A 23,878-nucleotide genomic window follows, 5' to 3' on the forward strand; every position below is an offset into this window, starting at 1 on the left:
AACGTGCCGGACGATCCGAGTAAAGGTGAGTGGTGTAGTCCACATAGGTGAACTGAAACGAGACGGTACCTGGCCGTTTGCGGTATGTCAGTAGTTCCGGGCCGGGGAAATTTTCGACTTGGTCACGTCCGCGGTCCGGTTAGAATGCTGCGACGCGCCTCCTTAGCTCAGCTGGCCAGAGCAACGCACTTGTAATGCGTAGGTCATCGGTTCGAATCCGATAGGGGGCTCCGGAGAGGGCCAGGTCACGTAGTCCGTGACCTGGCCCTTCTTGTGCATGGGGGGGGATTCGTGGTGGGTTCAGGGCCTGCGGGGATCCCTGGCTCCGGTCCGGCAGGTACTGCAAGTGGTGTCGCGATCACCGTGAATCACCGCCGCGGGGGGACCTGGGTCAGGACGGGAGCGATTCCGTCCGCGCACGCGCCTTTTCCAGGTCACGTACCAGGGGTGGGGCGCACAGGCCGAGCAGGATGAACAGTGCTGCCAGGACCAGCCACCCGGTCACCGCGGCGCCGACGATCAGCGAGGTCATCAGCCAGGGGCCGGTGAACTGCTGGAGTCCACGCCCGAGGGAGAAGACCGCCTGGTATTCGCCCTGCCGGTCCGGCCGGGCGAGGCCGAAGGACAGTCCCCACCCCGCGGACGCCTGGTACAGCTCGCCGCACGCGAGGATCAGTACGCCGCCCAGCAGAACCGCGCTGTCGAAGAGCCTGCCGTGGTTCCCACTCAGCGCGAACACCAGGCAGGACGCCCCCAGCAACCAGCCCGCCCGGCGCAGCATGCGGGCCGCTCCGGCGGGGGTTCGCGCGCCTCGGCTGACCGTGACCTGGAAGAGGAGCACCAGGACGGTATCGAGGGTCAGCAGGGCCGACACCATGAGGGCGGGAGCGTCTGTACTGGTCACGATCCACAGCGGCAGGCCGACGGTGAGCAGCGGGTTGTACAGCTCCAGCGCCCCGCAGGCCAGGGCGACCGCGACGTAACGCACGTCCCGCAGTGCCGAGTTGCGCAGCAGACCTCCCGCCTCCTCGCCGTCCGGGCGCTCCGAGGTATCGACGTCGGCGAGGATTTCTTCCGGTGCCCTCGCCGGTGTCCCCGCCGGTACCTTCACCGGTGTCTTCAAGCCCAGGAGCAGTGCTACGGAGACCAGTTGGATGGCGGCGGTGGCAAGGAACATGGCGTACAGAGCGGTCGCGCTGTCGGCTGCCAGCGCGACCCCGGCCAGCGCGGCACCTCCCAGGAAGCCCAGGTTGAAAAGGCTGCGCATCTGCGCGCTGACCCTGAGCCGTTGGTCCGCGCCCACCAGGTCGTTGGTCAGCGACGCCTGTAGGGCGCTCGCGGAGTTCTCCAGCACCGCGACAGCGCAGGCGACAGCTGCGAACCCGGCGAAATTCTCCACCAGGCAATAGGCGGTGAAGCAAGCGGAGGCGAGGAGGAAGTTGGCCGTCAGTACCCGGCGCGGACCGTGCCGGTCGGCGAGCCTGCCGATCGGCACGGTACAGACCAGCCCGCAGAGCCCGGCGACCGACAGTGCGAGACCGACGCGCTGTGCGGGAATGCCGATGGTCCGGGTGAAGAACACCGCGCTGGAGGTGAGGAAGATCCCGAGCCCCAGGGACTGTACGAGGGCGAGACCACCGAGTCGGCGCGCGGGTCCGGACGCTGGGAGGGTTTCCCGCAGCCAGGTGCGCAGGGCGGGTCCGGGCCTGCGGTCGAGGCCGGTCACGGTGCCGTCCCCAGGGACGCCCCCGGGGCCGTGCCGGAGGCATCCACGAGTTCGGTCCGCAGGTCGTAGCGGTCGAGCACCGTGTGTACGGCATCCAGCACGCCGGCCGGGTCGTCCCCCCTGAACCGGAAGGTGCCACAGCCGTTGTCGTAGCCGCCGGGGCTGGTGATGGTCCACCCGACGGGCGGCAGTTCCTCGTGGTACACCTCGGGGACGGTGGCCCGCAGCGAGGTGCGACGGGTGACCCGGCTGGGCAGCCGGCCGGGTGTCGGGTAGATGAGCCATCCGCCGGTGGCGCCCTGGGGGCCGGCACCCGGCTGCCACAGCGGAGGCAGTCCGATGGCTGCCCGGAAGGCCTCGGCGAACAAGTCGATGCCGAAGAGGTCGGCATGGAGGAACGGCACCTGGGCCCCACCCGGCCGCAGACCGACCTCCAGGAACACGAGTTCACCGTCCGGGCGCCGGATCAGCTCCAGGTGGAAGGCGCCGTCGGTGAGCCCGAGGGCCCTGAGGCAGCGTTCGGCGAACTCGGTGAGTTCGGCCCGCTCCCGCCCTTCGCCCAGCAGTACGGACCCGAGCGGCCGGCCGTGCGCGTAGTCCAGGCAGGTGTTGACGTACCGCGACGCGGTGACGAAGTGGAAGCTGTGGGAGCGGTAGACGCCATCGACGTGGAAGACGGCGCCTTCTATGTACTCCTCGCACTCGTACGCGGCAGGGTCGACGCCACTCAGCGCCTGCTCCAGCTGCTCCGTGCTCTCGACCAGAGTGACTCCCTCGGAGCCGGCCGAGGCACGGGGTTTGAGGATCAGGGGGAGGCTCCCGAGTGCCTCGATGACCGCTTCGGCCCGGAGTCCGCCGCCCGAGCCGCCCGAGCCGCCCGAGCTGCCCGAGCGGTCCAGGGGGCAGAAGTCCGGTACGCGCAGTCCGGCACCGCGCACAGCGCTCTTCATGGTGGGCTTGTCCTTGAACCGCCGTACCAGGTCGAGGCCGTGTCCTCCGCGTACGCCGAGTCCGTCCGAAAGCAGGGCGGCGGTGAGGATGTCGTACTCGGACTGCCCGAAGACCGCATCGGGGGTCCCGTGCCGGCCCACCAGCTCGCGTACGACAGGCAGGACGTCCTCGTGGGCGAGGCTGTCGAGCACCCGGATCTCCACGGCCTCGCTCTTCCTGAGCGGGGCCAGGCCGCCGGGGGTGGTGAGGTACACCATCCGGCAAGGGGTGCCGTCGAGGAAGCGCTGGTACTCCCCGAACTCGTCACCGGAGCGGTTGAGTACGACGTACAGCGGAGCCGGGCCGGCGGTCATGAGCGCGCCCCCGATCGCAGCGCGAGCGGCATGCAGGCGTCGAGGTCGTCGGCTTCGGCCCGTACGAAGCCGGGGGCGGCCGGTGTCCCATCGGGTGGCGTCGGCCTGAGGAAGGCCGCCGCTGTGGGCTCTCCGGTGCCACCGAGCCGCAGCCAGAGCTGCTCGGCGAGGTCCGGGACCACCGGGAACCCGAGCAGGCACACACCCTTGAGCCACCAGTAGGCACCGTCCTCGGCCGAGTGGATCAACGCGTCGTCGGCGCACCAGCGGTCGAGTGCGGCGACCGCGCGGGCCGTGGAGATCCGGGAGGAGTCCAGGGCCGCGGACTGCTCGGCGAGCAGGGATTCCAGCAGGTCGGCGACGGCGGGTGCGGGGGGACGGGGAGGCCCGTCGGGCAGGAGCGTCCAGGCGGTGTCGAGGCGCTTGCCGAGGCCATCGGCGAGCGTCACGCGGGCAGTTGTGAGGAAGTCCGCCGACTCGAAGCTCGCAGGGCCCGACTCCAGATCGGCGCGGGCGAGGAAATATCGCACCGTGTCGGCGCCGATGGTGGGTGCTGCCGCGATGTCCGAGGCCCAGATGGCATGGCGGGCGCTGGTGGAGAACTTGCGGCCGGCCAGCCGGTAGAAGTGGTTGACGAGGCACCGGTCGTAGGGCTTCATGTCGCCGTGCAGCAGGCTGGTGCCGACGATGCCGACCAGGGTGGGGATCACGTTGTCGATGCCCAGGGTGGTGATGGTGGTGACCCCGGAGTCCGGGTCGAACGCGTTCACTCCGGTACCCGACAGCTGTCCGTGGACGGCGCCGGCGAGCCGCGCGAACATGAAGATGCCGGCGTAGGGGAACAGCGCGTGCGGTACGCCCGCCTCGGGCGCGGGCAGTGGTACACCCCACGTCTGCGGCGCGCTGAGCCGGAGCGTCAGGCCGTCCCGCTCCAGGAAGCGCGCCACGCTCCGCCGGTAGCGGCGGGCGATGTCCAGGCGCGCGAGTGCGGCATCGAGGACGTCGCGTTCCGGCACGCGCAGGAAGAGGCTGGATATCTCCCGCCAGGTCAGTGGCCCCTCGTCGAGCAAGGGGCGCGGTTCGACGACGGATTCGGGCAGGAAATGGGCACTGCACTCCTCACAGAAGTAGCTGGCCACTCCGGCGCCGCACTCGGGACAGCGGCCCAGCAGCCAACCGCCCACGACCCAGCGGTCCGACGCGGCGCAGTACGGCACGCGCTCGGTACGGCTCAGCACGGCGCCCCTGTCCTTCAGGCGCCCCGACGCGGTGGCCACCTCCGCTTCGAAGAGATCCCGCCAGGGCTCCTGGTCCGGGCTGATGAAGGTGTCGATGCCGATGCGGAGGGCGGCCAGATCGTCCTGGATCCGCCGGCCGTAGCGGGCGGCGACCTCGCTGGGGGTGGATCCCTCGGCGTGGGCCGTCAGGGCGACGTACGACTCGTACACATCGCTTCCGGTGATCACGAGCGGCAGGTCGCCCCGTACACGCAGATGGCGCGCGATCATGTCGGCCCACAGGAACGGTCCGCCGATGTGGCCCAGGTGAAGGGGGCCGTTCGGAGTGGCCTCGGGTGGTACCAGCAGGTAGTGCTTCGGGACGTGTGCGTCCCCCGTCAGCAGTGCGCTCACGTTCACGTTCTCCCATCGAGCAGTTTCAGCGCGTCCTCGGCCATGGCCGGGGCGAGCCGGTAACCGGACCCTGATCCACCGATCGCCATCACCACGCCGTCGTCACCGGCTGTGTCCACGAGAGGCAGATGGCCGGGTGTGAAGCAGTCGCTGAAGACCCGCCCGCCGGACAAGTGCGGGAGGAATCCCGGCACATGGCGTGCGAGCAGGGCGCGGGCGAGCGACCGGTCGCGGGCATCGATGACCAGGGGGCCGTCCGGGCCGCGGTCCCAGTCGGGTGACGTGACGCTGAGAATCCAGTGGCCACGGTTGTGGTCCGGCAGCAGAAAGGCGTCCTCGTCCTCAAGGACGAGGGCGGGTGCGTGCGGCGCGGGCCGCGACCTGACATGGAAGGCCACCACCTTCTTGACCCGGGCGCCCCGGTCGCGGGCTGCTCGCGCCACCGGTCCTTCCAGGGCCCACGGGCCGGGGGCGATGACGGTCCGGTCCGCGGTGACGCGGCTTCCGTCGGTGGCGACCAGCTCGATGTGCTTTCCGACGCGGCGTACGGACGCGACCCGGAAGCCCTCCCACAGGGCGCGGCCGGGTGCGCCGAGCGCCTGGTCCAGCAACAGGTCCGTCAGCGACTGCGCGGAGCCGACCGTCATCGGAGGGGAGGCCAGCAGCACCTCGTCGTCACCGTGGGCGAGCCCGGGAAACGTCTCGGCGAGCATGCGCCGCTGCCGGGGAGTGGGAGGGCAGGTCCGTCTGCCCCCGACCAGACTCTCGTCGAGGGCTGCCGTACCGTCCCGGTTCACCAACCAGTAGGTGTCGACCGGTTCTCGCGGTACGGCAGGCAGTTCGGCCGAGAGTTCGGTGAACAGAGCGGTACTGCGCGCGGCGAGCGCCCGCTGGGCGCTGCCGCGTCCGGTCGGTGTGTCGAACCCCGCGGACAGGCGGGTGGCGCCCACCCCGCGGGTGGCATGGGTGAGGGCGAGTACGCGCCGGCCGGGGTTCTGGCGCACGGCGTAGTACAGGGTCAGGGCGCCCACGATGCCGATGCCGACGACGGCCAGGTCGTAGTGCGGGACGCCACCGGACACAGCGGAGCGCTCAGCCACGGGGCACCGGCCACCAGAAGGAGAAGACGGTCAGTTCCTCGCCCCGGTCGGCGAAGGCTTCGTGGACCGCGTGCGAGGGGAAGCCGACCGTCGAGCCGGGGCCGATGGGCAGTTGCTCCCCATCGACCACCAGCGTGCCGTGTCCGGTATGGACCACCCAGATCTCCCGTACCTCGTGCACATCGGGGGAGGATGTTCCGCCGGGCGGCACGGTGAAGCGGGCCATCTTGAACGGGACCGAGGGGAAGCACGACCGGGCCAGGTCCGCCTCGGCGACGGTCACACCGTCCGGCTCGGTCTCCGTGGGCAGGAAGGGCAACTCGCTCCGATGGGACGCGTGTTGATCGGACGTCATGGGATGTACCTCGTCTCGCCGGGGACGCGATCGGCCTTCTCCGTGTGAGGGTTCGCGCGTGCCTGAGCCGTCAGTTCAGGGCGATGGCGTCCCCCAGCGCCCGCCAGCGATCCGACGCGCTCCGGGGGGAGTCCGCGGTGAACAGGGCGTGGCCGATGCGCGAGCGGCAGTCCTCGACCGCGGGAATGGATTCGCCGGATGCGAAGTAGAGCGAGGTCTCAGTGACCCCGGGCAGTTCCGTCATGTCCTGCCAGCCCGTCAACTCCCGGTAGGACGTACGCCCTTCGGCGGAGAAGAAGCGAATGCCGGCGCTCTTCGCCGACGGAGCGGAGAAGACTCCGGCCTCTTCGGGGGCGAGTCCGAGGGACGCGGCGATCGCCATCCTGGGAAGGCTGACTCCGGTGACGAGCCGCAGCAGTTCCACGATCCGGTCCCCGGGCAGCCGTGCGCCGATCTCGATGAGGACCGGCCCGTCGGCGGTCAGCCGCAGCTCGCAGTGGAACGTGCCCCCTGTCAGGCGCACCGCGCGGACGACGGCGCGGACGTACGCCGTAACGGCTTCCAGCGTGTTGTCGTCGACCTCGGCCGGGGTGAGGTGGCCCATCTCCACGAAGTCCGGCTCGGGACCGAGCAGCGTGCGGGTGAGGGCGATGACCGTGGCTTCCTCGCCGGGCAGGACGTATCCGTCGGCGCTGAACTCGGGGCCGTCGACGTACTCCTCGACGAGCACACGGTGCTCGTGCGGCTGCCCCATGTCCGGGACGGGGTCGGTGACCAGGCGGTGGAACGCGGCGGAGAGCCGGTCCATGTCGTCCGCCCGGCTGACATGGATGCTGCCGGAGCAGGCCACCGGCTTCATCACGCAGGGGAACCCGACATGCGCCGCTGCCGCGCGCAGTTCCTCGTCGGTGGTGGCTTGAGCGAAGCGCGGAGTACGCAGCCCCGCCCCGGCGACGGCGGCCCGCATGACGCTCTTGTCCCTGACGCGGTCGACGGTGTCCACTTCCAGCCCCGGCAGGCCCAGCGCGTCGGCGACGCGGGCGGCCGCGGGCACGTAGATGTCCGATCCGGCCAGGACCGCTTCGAAGGGCTCGCGCCGGTGCAGGTCCCGTACGGCCGCTTCGAGCGCGGCCTGGTCATTGGTCTCCACGGTGAGGACCGTCTCGGCCGCGGCCCGTACGGCGTCGGGGAGCCGGCGGTCGCCGGTGTCCGCCGAGGCCACGACCACCCTCAGTCCCATGCCGGCTGCGACACCGATCAGGGTGGTTCCTCCGGAAGAGGCGGGTTCGACCACGAGGACGTGTGCCGGGTGACGGGAACGCAGGGGTGACAAGGCAGACCTCTCGGGTCAGGGGCGGGTCGGGCAGGGTGCGCGGACGGCCGGGGCACGGGCGGTCCGCGACGCGGCACCGCGAGGAGCGCGGGGAGGCGTCGCCGTGGCGGACCGCGCGGCCCGCCACGGCGTATCACCGGTTCAGCCACCGCTCGGACTCACGGTGAGTCGGGCGGTGCCCCGGCCCTTGCCCTTGACGGAGACGTCAAGGCGGCCCACCTCGCCGGTACGGCGGACATGGGTGCCCCCGCAGGCGATGGCCGCGTGCCCCTCCACCCGCCACTCCCACCGGCCGGCGGCCAGGTCGACGACGTACCGCTCGATGGGCAGGTCGGCCTCGGTGAGGGCGGCCAGCCGGGCGGTGAGAGCGTCGGCGGCGGGCCGCTGTGCGGCATCCCAGACGACATCGAGCCGTGCTTTGTCCGGCCGGATCTCGCCACCGCTGTCCTTCTGCCCCTCGCCGTACTCCCCGACGAGGGCCAGCCACAGCAGATGCTGCGCGCTGTGCATCCGCATCGTGGCGTATCTGCGGTCCCAGTCGATGCGCCCTGTCACCTGCCGGCCCACGCGCAGGGGTTCTCCCGACCACTCCACCCGGTGCAGGACACTGTCCCGGCCGGGCGACACCACCGTATCGACGACCCGGTGACCGCCGAGGTCTCCCTGATCTCCCACCTGGCCACCGCCCCGGGCGTAGAAGGCCGTGGAGTCGAGTTCGACCACGTCGTCCTCGACCCCGGTCACGTTCGCCGTGAACTCGCTGAGGTAGGGGTCCTCACGGTGAAGTTCATGTGTGCGCATATGTCCTCTCCTTTCCTTTCCCGGTTCGTGTCCCACGATCCGTACGACGGGCATCGGGGGAACGGGTCCGGGCAGCTCCCGGAAGCTCTGCTACGACCAGAGCACGATCTTGTTCTCGGTGGTGACACCGCAGAAGAAGGACAGCGATAGCCGGCGCCCTTCCGAATTGGGCTTGATGGCATGGAAGTTGCGTGAGTCGAACCAGATGGAGTCGCCGAGACCCGGCTTGATCTCGACCCGGGGCTCGTCCGCGGCGACGGATTCCGACCAGCCGTAGCCGACCCGGTGCGCTTCGTCGCTCGGCTTCCAGCGGCGCCTGTAGACCACCAGCTCACCGCCGTCGTCCGGGACGGCGATGTAGCAGTTGAAGCCGAACTGGGCGACGAGCTGCTGGTCCAGGACGCCGGGGAACTCCCGCATCAGCTCGTCGAAGTGCATACGCGCACCACCCGTCAGCTCCCTGACCATGCCCACGAAGAGTTCCCGGCCGTCCACGGTGGCCGGCTCCACCGAGCCGCCCCAGATCCGCCGTAGTTCACCGACCAGAAGGTCCAGCGGATCGTGATCTCCGACCAACTGCTTCCAGGTGCGGCGGGATTCAGCGGCGTGTTCCCAGTACTCGTCCCGGATGCCGTCATCCAGGTAGTAGTCGAAGACGGCAGGGCCGAGCTTCATCACCGGGGGATAGATCCTGCGCTCGTCGTAGGTGTCGAACTCATGGCTGTCCAGCGCCTGTACCAGGGCTTTGCAGTCGACGTCCCGCAGATGGGCGGGGATGCGTACGGCCGCCAGCGTGCCTGCCGCGAGGCGCAGCAGGTCGGAGCGGGTCGGGTTCTCCAGCGACAGCGCGTCGAACATCGGGTCGATCCGCTGGACGACCTCCGTGTTCTCGGCTATTCGAGTCCTGTCGTCCTGCAAATTGCTGAACATCGGTTCTCTCCCTGTGAGTAGACAGTGAGGTGCAGAGTTCTCGGTCGGCAGGTGGACAGCGCCTGCTCGCGCGGGTGCCCACCGGAGGAGCGATCCGTCGGCCGTCTCCGTGACGGCCTCCGGAGACCTGCGGTCAGCGCTCACCCGCTCCCTTCGGGTACGAGCCCCTCCGCACCTGGGCCGAGCGCCAGGGCCGACGCGTATCCGTCCGTCTTGAAGACGGGCTCACCCACGAGCGCATTGAGGATGGTGGCGCTGCGCCAGGCCGACAGGCTCAGGTTCGGGTCGGCGACGCCGTGACTGTGACGCGCCGCGTTCTGGACGTAGATCTGTCCGCCGTCGCTGCCTGCCCGGTCCAGGCTGTAGTCCAGGCGGGTGCGGAAGGTTCCGTCGTCGTTCAGCGGCAGGTCCGCCAGCAGGGGCGCCAGGAAGGAAGGGACATACGGCTCGAACCCGGTGGCCAGGACGACCGTGTCCACGTCCAGGGTCGCTTCGTTCCCCGGGGCCGTCCCGGCGACGAGTGCCTGGTAGCCGGACGTTCCCCGCGTGAGACCGACCAGGCGGTGGCCGGGCAGGATCGCGTGGTCGAACTCGCCCGGCTCCAGGTAGTCGAGCTCGTAGAGACGCCGGTAGATGTCGTCGAGCAGGCCGGCGCTCACCCCGTCACTGGCGTATCTCTGTGAATCCAGCAACTGTGCTCGTTCCTTGTCGTCCAACTCGTGGAAGTAGCGGACTGCCTGGGGGGTGAACCAGTCGTTGCTGAACGGCGAGTCGTCCAGCGGTGGCAGGCCGAGCCGGCCCGGCGCCCACACGAGACAGCCGGGGAGGGCGCTGCGGTCGCCTCCCAGCAGGTGCCGCACCACTTCGGCGGCGCTCTGTCCGCCACCCACCACCAGCACGCGGCGGCCGGCCGTACGGCGGGGGGCCCTGAGGTAGTCGACGGCGTGGAAGACATCGGCACCGAGGTGGTTCCGCGCGAAGGACGGGACACGGGGACGCTGCCCGACACCGAGCACGAGGCTGCGGGCCAGGTGGGTCTCGTCGCCGGCGTGGACGCGAAAGCCGCGTGGTGCCCGTTCGACGGACCAGGTCTGCTGACCGAACCGGATCGAGTCCAGTCTTTCCGCGGCCCACGCGTAGTACTGCTCGAACTCCCGGCGGCTCACCGTCGTGCGCGAGGCGATGAGGGACCGGTAGATCCTGCCGCTGGAGACCAGGTAGTTGAGAAACGAGTAGGGGTTGGTGGGGGACACCAGGCTCACCAGGTCCTTCACCGGCGAGACCTGGAGCGCCGCGTCCGGGACCATGAGCCCCGGATGCCAGCTCATGGAGTCGTTCCGTTCCAGCACCAGGAGATCGAATCCGCTGATCTCGGTGGCCAGGGCGGCAAGGCTGAGGTTGGAGGGGCCGCAGCCCACCGCTATCGCGTCATGCATACGTTCACTGGACAACCGTGAGCTCCCCGTTCCACCGATTGCTGGTCCGTATCGCGCCCGCACCTCGTCCGAGGTCATTCCACGAGGAAGAGGATCACTCCCAGCGAGATCAGCACCAGGCCCGTGGCGATGTTCAGGACCCGGCGGGCGGCGGGCTTGCGGAAGACCGCCTGGAGGGCCCCGACGGCCAGGGCCACGACGCTGAACCACAGGAGGACGGCCAGGACCGTGATGACACCCAGGACGGTCTTGTCCAGCCAGGTCGACCGGTCCGTCAGGAACTGCGGCAGCAGCGCGACCAGGAAGACGACGGATTTCGGGTTGAGGACATTGGTGATCAGCCCCTGGCGGAACGCCATGGCGGAGGATTCCGTCGCGGAGACCGCAGGCTCCGCCGCGGTCGGGGAACCGACGCCGCTCTCCCGCGCGGCCAGCAGGGAGCGGACACCCAGGTAGAACAGGTAGACCGCCCCCACGATGGCCACGGCCTTGAAGAGAGTGGGGGACGCGGCCACGACCGCGCCGACCCCGAACACCGCTGCCAGTGTGTTGACGGCCATGCCCGCGGCGACACCCGCGGATGCCCCGAGCCCCACACGGCGCCCTCGCAGTGCTGCGAAGCGGCTCACCAGAGCGAAGTCCGGTCCTGGCGACATCGCGCCCAGCAGGGCGACCACCGCGTAGGACCCCACTGCCCCCGCGCCGGTCATCGCGCCGGCTGATCTGCGGACGCCGGCTCCGCCGTCAGGTGCGTGATCTCGCTGTCGACGATGGCGGTGATGTCCGCGAGGTCGGTCCGGGACGGCAGGGCGGCGATGCCGACCGTCCTCCCGGTGAGGGGCTGGCGCATGTCTCTCCACTGTGATTGAGGTGAGTGGGTGGGTGTTCCCGGGGCGCTGGGCGATACGCGCATCAGCGGGCACCGAGGCTCTTGGAGGCGGCGGCGCCGGTTGGCTGCCCGGCAGTCGGAGCCTCCTCGGCGGCGCTGTTGCCGGATCGGCCGATTCTCAGCAGTACGACAACGAAGGTCAGCACGCAGAGGGCAGACACATAGACGGCAAAGGTGTTGCTGGAACCGGAATCGGCCAGCCACACGCTGACGAAGGGAGCCGTCCCGCCGAAGACGGCAACGGTCGCCGCGTAGGGGAGGCCGATCCCGGTGCCTCGCGCCCTGGTGGGAAACAGGCTGGACATCACGGCTGCGGCAGTCGCTCCGTAGCCGCTGAACAGCAGCAGCCCCACCAGTTCGCTGACGAACAGCCATCCGGCGGAGGCACGGGCCAGTGAGTACAACGGCACGCACAGCACCGCGAAGCTGCCGGAGAAGCCGAGGAGCAGCCGGCGCACGCCGACCCGGTCGGCCAGACCGCCGACGAAGGGCAGGGCGGCCAGCAGCGCGACCTGAGCAAGGGTGGAGGCCAGCAGGGCGTCGCCCTTGTCGAGGTGTCCGCCGTCCGCGGCGGTGGCCGGCAGAGCGACGATCCAGGTGTAGTACACGACCGTGGCGCTGGCGGTGATTCCGCAGACCGTGAACACCGCGGCCCTGTTCCGGCGGAACTGGACCAGGGCGGTGCGCAGCGAGGACCGGGGGGCCGCGGCATCGGCCGGGGGCAGCGTCTCGTCCATCTGTCTCCGCAGGAAGGCGATGACCAGTGCTGCCACCCCGCCGATGAGGAAGGGAACGCGCCAGCCCCAGGCGGACAGGGAGGACGTACTCAGGGTGTTGGACAGCAGAGCGCCGAGTCCCGCCGCGAGCAGCGTCCCGGTGACATTCCCGATGTACAGGAAGCTGGAGTACAGGCCCTTGCGGTGGGGCGGCGCCGCCTCGACCAGATAGGCCGCCGACGCCCCGAACTCGCCTCCTGCGGACAGCCCTTGGGCCAGCCGGGAGAGGACGAGCACCAGCGGGGCGAAGATCCCGATCGTCCCGTGCGCGGGGGTCAGTCCGATCAGGAGACTGCCGGCCGCCATCAGCCCGATCGACCACAGCATCGCGGTTCTCCGCCCGAGCCGGTCGCTGATCACACCGAAGACCAAGCCGCCGACCGGCCTGGCCACGAATCCGACGGCGAAGACCGCCAGCGAGGACAGCAGGGCCGAGGTCTGACTCCCGGCGACGAAGAACCGGGCCGCGAAGAACGGCGCCATCAAGGCGTAGACGTTCCAGTCGTACCACTCCAGGGCGTTTCCCACGGTGGCGGCAGCAAGATTACGTCGGCCTGCCGCAGCTGTCGCCCGGTGTTCGGTACCTGTCGGCACGGCTCCCCCTCGCTCTGTGCGAACGAGCAGTCACCCTGACACCGGGAGAATCAATCCGTCAAGGGGATAGTGTCCTCTGCATGATTGCGCCACACTGGGTTCATCCATGAATAAATCTGATGACTTGAGTCTGACTGACAGACGGATCGCGTCCGCTCTCCAGACGCACGGAAGAGCATCCTGGGACCAGATCAGCCAGGTGCTGGGCCTCTCCGACCGCACGGTCGCGCGGCGGGGGCAGCGGCTCCTGGAACGCGGGACGATCCGGGTCGTCGGCGTCCTGGACACCCAGCTGATCGGGCGCCCGGCACCTGTACTCCTGCGGCTCCGCGGTGAGACGGGTGCCGCCCTGGAGAGCATCCGTGCCCTGTCGGCGATCGATGAGACCAGGACCGTGATAGCCCTGCTGGGCTCGTCGGACTACTTCATCGAAGTCATCCCGATCAGTCAGGAGTCGCTGCGGGAGCTGCTGTACAAGGGGATGCCGCCTCAAGTGCGCAGCTCCTCCTCGTACCCCGTGCTGAGGTACTACACGGTGGCGCACGCGTGGAACGGTGGCGCCCTGACGGCCGGGGAGGCGGCGGCGCTCCGATGCCCCGCGCTCCCGCCCTTCGGCAGCCGCCGGATCGACACACCGCTCCAGAACGACGAACTGGAGATCACCACCCTGCTCGCGCAGGACGGCAGGATCTCGACGACCAGGCTCGCCGCCGAACTCGGGGTCAGCCAGGCCACCGCCTCACGCAAGCTCTCCGCGCTGCTGGAATCCGGCGTTTCGCGGATACGGGCGGATGTCGACCCCTCCCTGTTCGGTCTCGGTACGGAAGCCCTGCTCTGGCTCCAGGTCTCCTTCCGTCAGCTGGACAAGGTCGGTATCGCCCTGTCGCGACGGCCCGAAGTCATGACGCTGGCCACGGTCAGCGGGGACTACCAGATCTGCGCTCATGTGGCAGTGGAGGACCACCACGCCCTGCAGACGTTCCTCACCGAGGTCGTCGGCGCCCTGGAAGAGGTGACGGAGACCGACGTGACGATCGTGCTGGAGACCTTCAAACGGGGTGGATTCACCGTGCGCCGGCCTGTACCCGCAGGCAGGCCCTAGGACCTGCTGTTCGGACTCTTCCGCAATCACCGCACAGAAATGGAGCCGCCCCATGCCGTCCGGCACCGAGACGATGACCGCAGAAGAATCGCCGGTAGTCCAGTACTGTTCCGATCTCATACGGCTGGACACCACCGTGGGCCGCCGGTCCGAGAGGTCCGCGGCGGAGTACGTGGCCGCTCATCTCGCCGGAGCGGGTCTCACGCCCCTTCTCCTGGAAGGGGCGCCCGGAAGGACCAATGTGGTGGCCCGCATGGCCGGCCGTGAGCCGGACCTGCCACCACTTCTTCTCCACTGCCATCTCGACGTGGTGCCTGCGGACCCCGCTCCGTGGACCGTCCATCCCTTCTCCGGCGAAGTCATCGGCGGCCATGTCTGGGGCCGTGGGGCCGTCGACATGAAGGACATGGTGGCCATGACACTGGATGTGGTGACCACCCTGGCCGCCTCCGGGCGCAAACCTCGCCGCGATGTCGTTCTCGCCTTCGTCGCGGACGAGGAGGACGGCGGCACACACGGTGCCCAGTGGCTCGTCGAGCACCATCCGGATCTCTTCGCCGACTGCGAGACAGCCATCGGCGAGGTGGGCGGATTCAGCGTGCCGTCTCCCCAGGGTTCGCTCTACCTGCTGGAGACCGCCCAGAAGGGCGCGTTCACACTGGAGCTGACCGCGCAGGGACTGGCCGGCCACGGCTCGATGCTCAACGACCGCAATGCCGTGCAGGTCCTGAGCAGGACCGTTGCCGCCATCGCGGACCATCCCTTTCCGCTGCGCCTGATCGACACCACGAGGACCTTCCTGGAGCGCATCGGGGAGGCGTTCGGTATCGAGGAAGCGGCCCAGCACCCCGAGAAGGCCCTGGCCGCCCTGGGCATGGTGGGCCGCATTGTCGGTGCCACCCTCCGGCACACGGCGACTCCGGTGGTCATTCAGGCGGGCTCCGCCCCCAACGTTGTTCCGTCCCGCGCCCGTGCACAGATCGACTGTCGTGCCGTGCCCGGCTTCGAGGACGAATTCCTGGCCGAACTGCGGCGCCTCATCCCGCCCGAGATCATCTGGAACACCGTTCCCCGGGGCTCCGGGCACGAGAACGCCATGGACACCGCGCTGACGGCCGTGGTGACGGATGCGCTGCTCGCCGAAGATCCCACGGCCCAGGTCGTCCCCTTCTGCATGTCCTCGGCCACCGACGCACGCCACTTCTCCCGCCTCGGCCTCACCTGCTACGGCTTCGTCCCACTCCGGCTTCCGCCCGGCACCGACTTCGCCGCGATGTTCCATGGCGTCGACGAACGCGTTTCCGTCGATTCCCTGGTCTTCGGCAGCCGGGTGCTCGACCGGTTCCTCTCCGCCTTCTGACCCGTGGTCCGGTGGGGGCTCAGCGCGCCGCCGCCGCCAGCAGCGCGGGCAGTTCGCGCATGTCGTCGAAGACGACGGTGGCCGGTCCTTCCAGGCGGGAGGCCGCGGTGAGGCCGCCGCAGTAGCCGAAGGCCCGCATCCCGGCGGCGCGGGCGGCCTGGACTCCGTACGCGCTGTCCTCGATCACCACGCACCGCCCGGGTTCCACGCCCAGGGTGCGGGCCGCGTGCAGGAAGAGGTCGGGGGCGGGCTTGCCCCGGGGGACGTCGGAGGCGCTGAAGACGCGGTCCTCGAAGTGGGCGGACAGCTCGGTGATCTCCAGGTTGCGGCGGATACCGGGGTGGTCGCCGTTCGACGCCACGCAGGCAGGTGTGGTGAGCCCGCGCAGCACCTCCGCGACGCCGTCGACAGCGGTCAGTTCGGCGTCGAAGGCGGCCCGGTACAGGTGGCTGTACTTCTTCTGCCAGCCCTTCTCCAGCCGCCGGCCGAGCCGTTCCTCCACGGCGGCGGTGTAGACCTCGTCGGACGAGCCCACGAAGCGCTCGATGATTTCGGCCTCGGTGAAGGGGCACCCCAGGTCCGCCGTGATGTGCGCGTCCACCTTGACGCATATGCGCTCGCTGTCCACCAGCGTGCCGTCACAGTCGAAGATCACGAGTTCAATGGGGTTCGGAGTCCTGTTCGGAGTCATGATCGGCAGCATAGGGGGCGGTGGGGCGGCCGTGCCGGTCGATTCCCGTGGGGCGGGCGTAGGGCGGGCATGGGGCGGGCGGCTCCTGCGGGCCGGTCAACTCCCTTGCCACGGAAGGCCGTCGACGGATACCGCGGCCCGGGTGCCGGTCGGCTGAGACAGGCGCCCGGGGCCGCGGATCCGCTGCGGGCTACTTCGGCGGTACGGACAGGTGGAGCGCCGCCGACGCCAGGCGCGGAGTGGTCCGGGCCTGGAGGATCCTGATCCGGATGCGGTCGGTGCTCACCGGCGCGGGCAGCGTCAGGATGCGGGCGTAGCCGATGGTGGTGCCGGTCGCGGTCTGCTGCCAGGCGGTGCCGGTCCAGATGTCGACCGCGAACTGTTCCACCTGCTGGCCCCGGGTGATGTCCTCACCGAGCCGGATGCGGTCGAAGGCGCCGGCCGCGGGCAGCTTCAGGGTGACGGCGCCGGTGGTGGCCGCGTGGGACGGCGACCAGGCGGTGGTGAGGCGCCCGTCGGTGAGGGTGCGCAGCACGGGGTCGCGGCGGCCTCGTCCGGCGGCGAGCAGGTCGGGGCCGTACGTCGCGGTGATGGCGTCGCCGAACCTGGTGAGGGAGTCGACGTCCGCCGCGGCGATGCGGCCGTCCTGGGCCGGCGGAACGTTCAGCAGGAGTACGGCGTTGCGGCCCACCGACTGCTCGTAGAGGGTGACCAGTTGCTGGGGTGTCTTGGGCTTCTGGTCCGCGTGGAAGAACCAGCCGGGGCGCAGCGAGACGTCCGCCTCGGCGGGGAACCACTGGAGGTACTCGATCCCGGGCGCGGTGATCTTCTCGCGGGAGCCGATGTCGGCGGCCTCGGGGCCGCCCGGGATCAGTCCTTCGCCGTGTGCGGTGTGGGGGTCGGCGGTGGCGGGGGTGACGCTCCACTCCGTGGTGCGGGCCACCCCGCTCTCGTTGCCGACCCAGCGGGTCCCCTGCGGGCCCGCGAAGGTGACGGTGTCCGGGGAGAGCGCGTGGATGAGCCGGAACCAGGCGGTGAAGTCGTACTTCTCGGTGATCCCCGCGTCGGTCCAGGGGTTGGCGCCATCGAGCCACAGTTCGTCGATGGGGCCGTACTGGGTGAACAGTTCGTAGATCTGGTTCAGGTAGTACGCGTTGTAGTCGTCGGCCTGCACCGTGAAGGACGGGATCCGGTGTGCGGCCAGCGCGGCGGCCCGGTCGTCGTCGGGGACCAGGGTGGGGATCGTGCGGCTGACGATGCTGCTCCCGCTGCCGTAGCGGCCCTGGCCGCCGGGGGCGCGGTCGCCGTCGTCCACGGTGGCCTGTTCCTCGATGCTGAGCCACTGCCCCGAGGCCTGCTTCGCGCGGATCTTCTCGACGTACTGCGCGTGCCAGGCGTGCGGCTGCTCGGAGCCGTCGGCGGGGGAGAGGTACACGCCCACCTTGAGACCGGCCCGGCGGGCGGCCTTGAGGTAGGTGCCGAGGACGTCTCCCTGCGGGTTGTTGCACCCGGCGTTCCGGGCCCGCCAGTACGCGGCCGGGTCGTCGGTGCGGTGGGCCTCGGCCTCGGCGCGGGCCTTGGTGGTGGCGTCGCGTTCGGCGTCGGAGCAGCCGTCGGTACGGATCCACCAGGGGCTGGCGATCACCGAGTGGTTGGTGTAGCGGGTCGGGAAGAGGACGAAGCCGTCGTGGTGCTTGGCCGTGAACATCACCTGCCGGGCGCCCGCCGCCTTGTAGGCGCGCATCCACTGGTCGGCGTCCATGCCGGAAGGGTCGAAGGTCGCCTCGTCCTCGGCGCCGGAGCCCCACTCGCGGTCGGTGAAGGTGTTCATGCCGAAGTGCGTGAAGGCGGTCACCTCCCGCTGCTGCCAGGCGACTTGAGAGGGGCGTGGCACGACGTGGGCGGCCTTGCGGACGATGATGTCCGGGGTGTCGGACGCGTTGATCGCGATCTGCGATGCGGAAGTAATCCGATCTTTGCCGAGCGGGAGGCCGCTGGGGCTGCCCTTCGCCGAGGAGGCGGTCGCGGGTGCGGCGACTGCGGGTGCGGCGGCGAGGAGCGGCAGCGAAGCCGCGCCTACTCCCAGGGCCAGTACGGTTCGTCGCCCGACAGGCGTTCCCATGAATGCTCCTTCGGTCCGTGGACGCAGAGTGCAACGAATGGTCCGACAAGGGCTGACAAGGGATCTGTCAGGACCTGGCAGGACCTGACGAAGGCCTGGAAAATGGTCTAGACATCCAATGTCTGCCCGGCAGCAGTCTGATGGGCGTCCAGTGGCCCTGACAAGGGTTCGTATCGGAAGTTCCGTACGGCGGAGGTTCTGTACGGCGGAAGTTCCGTACGGCGGGAGTTCTGGACGGCGGAAGTTCCGTACGGCGGGAGCCCCGCACCGCGGGCACGCGTACGGCCGACAGCCCCGCACCGCGAGCACCGCGTACGCCGAGGGCCCCGTACGGAAGGTTCCGTACGGGGCCCGTTGCGCGCGGCGGTCGGTCAGGACGTGTAGCCCGAACCGATGCCGCTGACCACGTACGCGCACTCCGTGTACGAGTAGCCCGGCCGGATCTTGGCCGTGCTGCCGCCGGAGCTGGTGGTCGAGTTGTCCAGGGACTTGTGCAGGAAGTACGTGGTGCCCGGCGGGAGGTAGATCGTCTTCTTCGGGTAACTCTTGTTCGCCTTGCACGCGGAGAGCTGGGCCAGCGAGTCGCTGGAGTACCTCGAACAGCCCTTGCACGCCTTGAGCTTGAAGCTGCCGGTGACCGGCCCGGTGTAGAGGATCTCGACCTCGTCGGGGCTGTCGTTGCTGACGGTGACGGAGAGGCTGCCGCCGGTCGACATCGAGGGCAGGTGCTTGCCGGCCGCGGCGTTGGTCTTGGCGATCTCGGCGGCGATGGCGATCTTCTGCGCGTGGGCCCGGTTCTTGTCGTGCGGGTAGGCGCTGGTGAAGCCGTTCAGTGTGGTGAGCGACCCGTCGAAGTCACCGCTCTTGTACTGGTCCACCCCGCAGGCGTACGTCCCGGACTGCACCTTCTTCTCGGCGGTGGCGGCGTCCTTGCTCAGGGCGTCGGTCAGCGAGGCGTCCACCCCCGCCTCCTTGCCGGGCAGGCCCACGGCCTGGCCCTTGAGGATCTTCAGCCGCTCGTTGGCCGCGCACGGCTTGTCGCCCCCGAGGGCCTTCCCGGCCTTGTCGATCTCGGCGCTGACGGCCGGTTCCACCTGGGCGGCCTGCTTCGACGCGGGGAACGTGGTGAGCAGTTCGCCGAGGTTCCCGGTCGGGGACACCACGTCCTTGCCGGTGCCGAGGCCGGTGATCCCGCACGCGTAGAGCGAGGTGGCGAGCCGGTCGTCCGGCCAGCCCGCCAGCGAGCCCAGCCGCTGCTTGCCGAAGGTGTCGGGCACCGTACGGAGGTACTTCAGCGGGGCTATGGCGTCGCAGTACTCTTTCTCGCCGAACGGGGTGCCGACCGCCTCGTAGTACGTCCTGAGGCTGGCCGGGACGCGCTTGGCCGCCCGGGAGCCCGGGTGGGCGGCGTCCAGGTCGTGGTACGTGGACAGCGCCTTGCGGTAGTCGGACTCCGAGGTGGCGAACGGCTCGCCCTTGGCCGCGGTGACCAGCTGGTCCGCCTTGTCCAGCCGGTCCAGCAGCATCTTCTGGGTGGCCTCGTCCCGCGCCCCGTCGTACAGGACGGCCCCGCCGACGGGTGCGGCGAGCAGGACCAGACCGAGCACGATCGCCACCGGGCTCTGCGGCGGCCAGGACAGCGGGGTGCGCAGACCGCGGTACGCGCCGTGGGCGGCTGCCGCCACCAGGAGGACGAGGTAGCCGACGAGGACACCGCCCGGGACGCCGTCCGGGTCGGCGGGCAGGGCGATCACCAGCAGAGCGACGGTCGCGAGCAGACACCCGGCGAGCGGGATCCAGCGGCGCACGAGGAGGTAACCGAGCCCGAGACCGGTGAGGTTGAGCAGGGCCACGGCTATCGCCCGCAGCGGGTCGGCGGGGCCGAGCGGGACAGGGGGAGGCGGGGGAGCGGCGGGCGGGAAGGACGGCATCGGCGGCGGTGCGCCGAATCCGCCGGACCCGCCGGGGGTGTCCGGGCCGCTCGGTGCGCCGAATCCGCCGGGGGCGCCGGTGCTGCCGTATCCACCGGTGCTGCCGTACTCACCGGAGCCGCTGTATCCACCGGAGTCGCCGGATCCGCCCGGGGCGCCCGGTGCGCCGAAGGGCCCGGGGGCCGCCGGTGCACCGAAGCCGACCGGCGGCCCGAACCCGCCCTGCACGCCAGGCGCGTCCGGTGTGCCGTGCACGCCCTGTGTGCCTGCTGCGGCCCCTGTCTCCCTTGTTTCCGCTGCGTTCCCTGCGTTCCCTCTGCCGTCTCCGGTGTCTCCGGTGTCTCTGCCGTCTCCGGCGGCTCTTCCCCCTGCGTCCTGCTGGTCCTGCTGGTCCTCAGACATGGCGACTCCCCCGGCCGTCGGACGCCAACGGCGCCCTTCCCCGTACGGTCTCTCGTGGTGGTTGGTTCCCGTGCTGTGTGTCTACCACGGGCCGGGTACCGACGAACTCCCGATTACGGCCCGTGGCACGGGACTTGGACCGCCGGAAGCCCCAGCGGTCACCGGGATCACCGGGATCACCGGGATCACCGGGATCACCGGGGCAACCAGCGGCCCCCGGTGGCCCCGGCGCCCCCTCGACGTACGTACCCCTCAGCGTCCCGAGATCCGGTCCGCGAGCGCGGCGATGCGGTGGGTGTCCTTGCCGCGCGCGGTGAGTTCACGCCGGTCCGCCGCCCGGTACGCCCGGTACATCCCGTGCACGCCCAGCCAGCGCAGCGGCTCCGGCTCCCACTTGCGGACCTTGTGGTTCACCCAGGGCAGCGTGGTGAGATCGGTCGGTCCCGCCTGGCCGGAGTCCTGCTGGATGAGGTCGCGCAGGGTGCGGGCGGCGAGGTTGGCGGTGGCGACGCCCGAACCGACGTAGCCGCCCGCCCAGCCGAGGCCCGTCGAGCGGTCCAGCGCGACGGTCGCGCACCAGTCGCGCGGCACGCCCAGCACCCCGGACCAGGCGTGGTCGATCCGTACGCCCGCCGTGGTGGGGAAGAAGCGGACCAGGATCTCGCGGAGCGCCTCGATGGTGGCGGGCTCGGTGTGTCCCGCGTTGTCGGCGGTGGCCGCGCGGGAGCCGAACCGGTACGGGACGCCGCGTCCGCCGAGCGCGATCCGGCCGTCGGCGGTGCGCTGCGCGTACATGTACGCGTGCGCCATGTCGCCGAGCGTCTCGCCGCCGTCCCAGCCGATGGTGTCCCAGACGGACTGCGGCAGCGGTTCGGTGGCGATCATGGAGGAGTTCATCGGCAGCCAGGTGCGCCGGTCGCCCTTGAGCGCGGCCGTGAATCCCTCGGTGCAGCGCAGCACGTAGGGGGCGCGGACCGTTCCGTACGGGGTGACCGCGTGCTTGGGCCTGATCTCGGTGACCGGTGTCGACTCGTGGATGGTGACGCCGAGCGCCTCCACGGTCTCGGCCAGCCCCTTGACCAGCTTCGCCGGGTGCAGCCGCGCGCCGTGCGGGGACCAGGTGGAGCCGACGGCGCCGGTCACCCGGATGCGTTCGGCGGTCTCCCGGGCGCCGCGCAGCACGCGATCGGTCTCGCCGAACGCGATCTCCACCGAGTGGAAGTCCTTGAGGCGCTGCAACTGGGCCGGGGTGTGCGCGACTTCGAGGACGCCGCCCTGGTGGATGTCGGCGTCGATGGACTCGTCCGCCGCTGTCCTGACGACTTCGGTGACGGTCTCGTTCATGGCCTGCTGGAGGCGGACGGCGGCTTCGTGGCCGTGCAGTTTCGCGTAACGGTCGCGGCCCGCGATGCCGTTGTAGAGCCAGCCGCCGTTGCGGCCGGACGCGCCGTAGCCGCAGAACCGGGCTTCCAGGACGGTGATGTCGAGGAACGGGACGGCCTTCTTGAGGTAGTACGCCGTCCAGAGCCCGGTGTACCCGCCGCCGACGATCACCACGTCCGCGCTGGTGTCGCCGGGCAGCGGCTCCCGTGCGAGGGGGGTGCCCTGGTCCGCGTACCAGAACGATATGCCGCCGTTGACAGTGCTCATGGTCTCTCTGCCTTCTGAACCGGCCTGCTGGACCGGTCTGTTCGTTCAGGGCCGTCCGGTGTCCCGTCGGCGGTTGCCGGGAGCGTAGCGCCGGACCCGGGTGAGCAGACTCATCGGGTTCCACGGCGCCCCGCCCCGGCCCCGGGTGAGCGGGTAGCAGGCCAGGCCGATGAGCACGGCGACGAAGTGACCCAGGTCGGTGAAGGTGCGGCCGGTGATCAGCGGGGTGCCGTAGACGACGAGAACCCCGGCCAGGTAGAGGTACCGCCAGGGCGGCGCGATCCGGTACGTCAGTACGGCGACGACCCCGGCCAGCGCGTAACTCACCCCCACATCGAGGGTGTGGACGGCCGATTCGGGTGCTCGGTCGTGATGGATGCCCCACAGCAGGGCGCCCTCGCTGATGAACGAGGCGAGGACGTGCGCCAGGACGACCACGGCCAGCCACCGCACGGTGCCGAGCCAGCGTTCGGCCTGGGCGTGGAAGACGGTGTAGAGCACGGCGTACGGGAGCCAGCTGCCGCCGTCGATGTACATCGCGCTCTGGAACAGCACCCGGACCGGATGGGTGGACAGCTCATGGATGTTGGTGGAGCGCCTGTAGAGGAAGTGTCTCTCGAACCGGGGTGACATCTGGTGCAGGGCGATGGTGGTGAAGAAGAGGACCAGGAGCCAGAGGTAGGTGCCCGGGGCGCTGCGGATGTACGCGAGGACGGCGTGGAGGGCGCGCTTCATGGGCTGATTGTGCGGGTCTGCCCTCCGTAGGGTGGAGGTCACCGCGCCGGGGGACGCGCGGGGGAAGGGCAGCGAGCGGGAGGGGACGTCATGAGCGGGCCGGTGGGCGAGCGCGGGCCGGTGGACTGTGGGCTGGTGTCGGGCGGGCTGGTGTCGGGCGGGCCGGTGGAGCCGGTGCCGCCCGGGGCGCGTGCGGCGGAGTTCCTGGAGCGGTGGGGGCTGCGCCAGGAGGGGCCGCCGATGCGCGGACAGGTCGCGGTCGTGCTGCCGGTGGTGCGCACGGCCGACGGGGCGCGGGCCGCGCTGAAGCTCCAGGACGTGGACGAGGAGACCGCCGGGGAGCCGGTCGCGCTGCGGGCGTGGGGCGGGGCGGGCGCGGTACGGCTGCTCGACCACGACCCGGCGACCGGCACGCTGCTGCTGGAACGGCTCGACGAGACCCGGCCGCTGTCCCGCGTACCGGACGTGCTGGCGGCGACCGAGGTGATCGCGGGGCTGCTCGCGAGGCTGACGTCGGTGCCCGCGCCCGAGGGGGTGCGGCGGCTGAGTGACATCGCGGCCCGGATGCTCGACGGCGTACCGGAGGCGGTGGCGTCCCTGGCCGACGCGGCGGACCGGCGGCTGCTGGTGAGTTGCGCGGCTGCCGTGCGTGAGGTCGCCGGGGAGCCCGGGGACCGGCTGCTGCACTGGGACCTGCACTTCGACAACGTCCTGGCGGCCGGACGTGAACCCTGGCTGGCCATCGACCCGAAACCTCTTGCGGGCGACCCGGGCTTCGAACTGCTGCCCGCGCTGTGGAACCGGTTCGGGGAAGGGCAGTTGCTGCGCCGCTTCGACCTGATGACCGAGGTGCTGGGCCTGTCCGGTGAGCGGGAGCGCGCACGGGCCTGGACGCTGGGGCGGGTCCTCCAGAACGGCCTGTGGGATGCGCGCGAGGGTGCGTCGCGGCTGCGGCCGGAGCTGGCGGAGATCGCCCGTCTCCTGCTGCGCTGACCGGCCCTGACTCCCCG

20 protein-coding genes and 1 tRNA gene are annotated in these 23,878 nt (G+C 70.4%); 4 read left to right on the plus strand and 17 right to left on the minus strand.

The genetic code is table 11. From position 1 onward, the window contains the following. Positions 1-156: 156 nt before the first annotated feature. A tRNA-Thr gene (locus NBY69_RS13150) sits at positions 157-230 on the plus strand. Positions 231-391: 161 nt separating this feature from the next. Here the strand turns inward: NBY69_RS13150 and NBY69_RS13155 are convergent. From NBY69_RS13155 to NBY69_RS13210, 12 genes are all read right to left on the minus strand, one after another. After that, positions 392-1,726: an MFS transporter gene (locus tag NBY69_RS13155; protein WP_250301011.1), complete on the minus strand. Its 1,335-nt coding sequence runs from the start codon at positions 1,724-1,726 to the stop codon at positions 392-394. Then, positions 1,723-3,030, minus strand: coding sequence for an acetyl-CoA carboxylase biotin carboxylase subunit family protein (locus tag NBY69_RS13160; protein WP_250301012.1), 1,308 nt, complete (start codon positions 3,028-3,030; stop codon positions 1,723-1,725). Before NBY69_RS13160 ends, NBY69_RS13155 begins: the two co-directional genes overlap by 4 nt. Further along, positions 3,027-4,661, minus strand: a complete 1,635-nt coding sequence (locus NBY69_RS13165) for a class I tRNA ligase family protein (RefSeq protein WP_250301013.1) — start codon at positions 4,659-4,661, stop codon at positions 3,027-3,029. The genes NBY69_RS13160 and NBY69_RS13165 overlap by 4 nt, the downstream gene beginning before the upstream one ends. A 2-nt stretch (positions 4,662-4,663) precedes the next feature. Beyond that, positions 4,664-5,761 (minus strand): FAD-binding oxidoreductase, encoded by a 1,098-nt coding sequence (locus NBY69_RS13170; protein ID WP_250301014.1) that lies wholly within the window; start codon positions 5,759-5,761, stop codon positions 4,664-4,666. Beyond that, positions 5,754-6,116 carry a cupin domain-containing protein gene (locus NBY69_RS13175; RefSeq protein WP_250301015.1) on the minus strand — a complete coding sequence of 121 codons (363 nt, stop codon included), beginning with the start codon at positions 6,114-6,116 and terminating at the stop codon, positions 5,754-5,756. Before NBY69_RS13175 ends, NBY69_RS13170 begins: the two co-directional genes overlap by 8 nt. Before the next feature lie 70 nt (positions 6,117-6,186). Further along, on the minus strand, positions 6,187-7,356 hold the full coding sequence (locus tag NBY69_RS13180) for an ATP-grasp domain-containing protein (protein ID WP_250301016.1): 1,170 nt from the start codon (positions 7,354-7,356) through the stop codon (positions 6,187-6,189). 234 nt (positions 7,357-7,590) lie between these two features. Next, positions 7,591-8,250 (minus strand): alanyl-tRNA editing protein, encoded by a 660-nt coding sequence (locus tag NBY69_RS13185; RefSeq protein ID WP_250301017.1) that lies wholly within the window; start codon positions 8,248-8,250, stop codon positions 7,591-7,593. A gap of 90 nt (positions 8,251-8,340) precedes the next feature. After that, positions 8,341-9,180: a hypothetical protein gene (locus NBY69_RS13190; RefSeq protein ID WP_250301018.1), complete on the minus strand. Its 840-nt coding sequence runs from the start codon at positions 9,178-9,180 to the stop codon at positions 8,341-8,343. 140 nt (positions 9,181-9,320) lie between these two features. Next, positions 9,321-10,616, minus strand: coding sequence for a lysine N(6)-hydroxylase/L-ornithine N(5)-oxygenase family protein (locus NBY69_RS13195; protein ID WP_250301019.1), 1,296 nt, complete (start codon positions 10,614-10,616; stop codon positions 9,321-9,323). A 74-nt stretch (positions 10,617-10,690) separates the two neighbouring features. Beyond that, a complete protein-coding gene (locus tag NBY69_RS13200) occupies positions 10,691-11,326 on the minus strand; it encodes a LysE family translocator (RefSeq protein ID WP_250301020.1) in 636 nt (211 codons plus the stop codon). Continuing rightward, positions 11,323-11,466, minus strand: a complete 144-nt coding sequence (locus NBY69_RS13205) for a hypothetical protein (RefSeq protein WP_250301021.1) — start codon at positions 11,464-11,466, stop codon at positions 11,323-11,325. Before NBY69_RS13205 ends, NBY69_RS13200 begins: the two co-directional genes overlap by 4 nt. 62 nt (positions 11,467-11,528) lie before the next feature. Beyond that, a complete protein-coding gene (locus NBY69_RS13210; protein WP_250301022.1) occupies positions 11,529-12,809 on the minus strand; it encodes an MFS transporter in 1,281 nt (426 codons plus the stop codon). Positions 12,810-12,999: 190 nt separating this feature from the next. On the opposite strand from NBY69_RS13210, the gene NBY69_RS13215 reads away from it, so the two are divergent. Together NBY69_RS13215 and NBY69_RS13220 are read left to right on the plus strand one after the other, a co-directional pair. Then, the gene (locus NBY69_RS13215) at positions 13,000-13,977 is read left to right on the plus strand and encodes an Lrp/AsnC family transcriptional regulator (protein WP_250301023.1); all 978 of its coding nucleotides are present in this window, start codon (positions 13,000-13,002) and stop codon (positions 13,975-13,977) included. Between the two features lie 52 nt (positions 13,978-14,029). Beyond that, a complete protein-coding gene (locus NBY69_RS13220; protein ID WP_250301024.1) occupies positions 14,030-15,337 on the plus strand; it encodes a M20/M25/M40 family metallo-hydrolase in 1,308 nt (435 codons plus the stop codon). A gap of 19 nt (positions 15,338-15,356) precedes the next feature. Here the strand turns inward: NBY69_RS13220 and NBY69_RS13225 are convergent, their stop codons facing one another. The 5 genes from NBY69_RS13225 to NBY69_RS13245 all read right to left on the minus strand — a co-directional run bounded on the left by NBY69_RS13225 (position 15,357) and on the right by NBY69_RS13245 (position 22,868). Beyond that, positions 15,357-16,028, minus strand: a complete 672-nt coding sequence (locus tag NBY69_RS13225; RefSeq protein ID WP_250301025.1) for an HAD family phosphatase — start codon at positions 16,026-16,028, stop codon at positions 15,357-15,359. Positions 16,029-16,218: 190 nt separating this feature from the next. Then, on the minus strand, positions 16,219-18,150 hold the full coding sequence (locus tag NBY69_RS13230) for an alpha-L-fucosidase (protein WP_250301026.1): 1,932 nt from the start codon (positions 18,148-18,150) through the stop codon (positions 16,219-16,221). Between the two features lie 371 nt (positions 18,151-18,521). After that, complete coding sequence (locus NBY69_RS13235; RefSeq protein WP_308409477.1) at positions 18,522-20,336, minus strand: hypothetical protein; 1,815 nt, start codon at positions 20,334-20,336, stop codon at positions 18,522-18,524. Between the two features lie 399 nt (positions 20,337-20,735). Next, the gene (locus NBY69_RS13240) at positions 20,736-22,133 is read right to left on the minus strand and encodes an FAD-binding oxidoreductase (protein WP_250301027.1); all 1,398 of its coding nucleotides are present in this window, start codon (positions 22,131-22,133) and stop codon (positions 20,736-20,738) included. A 45-nt stretch (positions 22,134-22,178) separates the two neighbouring features. After that, positions 22,179-22,868: a rhomboid-like protein gene (locus tag NBY69_RS13245; RefSeq protein WP_250301028.1), complete on the minus strand. Its 690-nt coding sequence runs from the start codon at positions 22,866-22,868 to the stop codon at positions 22,179-22,181. Positions 22,869-22,958: 90 nt separating this feature from the next. On the opposite strand from NBY69_RS13245, the gene NBY69_RS13250 reads away from it, so the two are divergent. Further along, the gene (locus NBY69_RS13250; protein WP_250301029.1) at positions 22,959-23,861 is read left to right on the plus strand and encodes an aminoglycoside phosphotransferase family protein; all 903 of its coding nucleotides are present in this window, start codon (positions 22,959-22,961) and stop codon (positions 23,859-23,861) included. The last annotated feature ends 17 nt before the right edge of the window (positions 23,862-23,878 follow it).

Source organism: Streptomyces sp. A 4/2, assembly GCF_940670765.1.
Classification (GTDB): domain Bacteria; phylum Actinomycetota; class Actinomycetes; order Streptomycetales; family Streptomycetaceae; genus Streptomyces.

Excerpts from the sequence above, each read along its gene's own strand:
- NBY69_RS13160 (WP_250301012.1), bottom strand. The coding sequence starts at position 3,030 with ATGACCGCCGGCCCGGCTCCGCTGTACGTCGTACTCAACCGCTCCGGT.
- NBY69_RS13175 (WP_250301015.1), bottom strand. The coding sequence starts at position 6,116 with ATGACGTCCGATCAACACGCGTCCCATCGGAGCGAGTTGCCCTTCCTG.
- NBY69_RS13180 (WP_250301016.1), bottom strand. The coding sequence starts at position 7,356 with ATGGGACTGAGGGTGGTCGTGGCCTCGGCGGACACCGGCGACCGCCGG.
- NBY69_RS13185 (WP_250301017.1), bottom strand. The coding sequence starts at position 8,250 with ATGCGCACACATGAACTTCACCGTGAGGACCCCTACCTCAGCGAGTTC.
- NBY69_RS13190 (WP_250301018.1), bottom strand. The coding sequence starts at position 9,180 with ATGTTCAGCAATTTGCAGGACGACAGGACTCGAATAGCCGAGAACACG.
- NBY69_RS13195 (WP_250301019.1), bottom strand. The coding sequence starts at position 10,616 with ATGCATGACGCGATAGCGGTGGGCTGCGGCCCCTCCAACCTCAGCCTT.
- NBY69_RS13200 (WP_250301020.1), bottom strand. The coding sequence starts at position 11,326 with ATGACCGGCGCGGGGGCAGTGGGGTCCTACGCGGTGGTCGCCCTGCTG.
- NBY69_RS13205 (WP_250301021.1), bottom strand. The coding sequence starts at position 11,466 with ATGCGCCAGCCCCTCACCGGGAGGACGGTCGGCATCGCCGCCCTGCCG.
- NBY69_RS13220 (WP_250301024.1), top strand. The coding sequence starts at position 14,030 with ATGCCGTCCGGCACCGAGACGATGACCGCAGAAGAATCGCCGGTAGTC.
- NBY69_RS13225 (WP_250301025.1), bottom strand. The coding sequence starts at position 16,028 with ATGACTCCGAACAGGACTCCGAACCCCATTGAACTCGTGATCTTCGAC.
- NBY69_RS13230 (WP_250301026.1), bottom strand. The coding sequence starts at position 18,150 with ATGGGAACGCCTGTCGGGCGACGAACCGTACTGGCCCTGGGAGTAGGC.
- NBY69_RS13240 (WP_250301027.1), bottom strand. The coding sequence starts at position 22,133 with ATGAGCACTGTCAACGGCGGCATATCGTTCTGGTACGCGGACCAGGGC.
- NBY69_RS13245 (WP_250301028.1), bottom strand. The coding sequence starts at position 22,868 with ATGAAGCGCGCCCTCCACGCCGTCCTCGCGTACATCCGCAGCGCCCCG.
- NBY69_RS13250 (WP_250301029.1), top strand. The coding sequence starts at position 22,959 with ATGAGCGGGCCGGTGGGCGAGCGCGGGCCGGTGGACTGTGGGCTGGTG.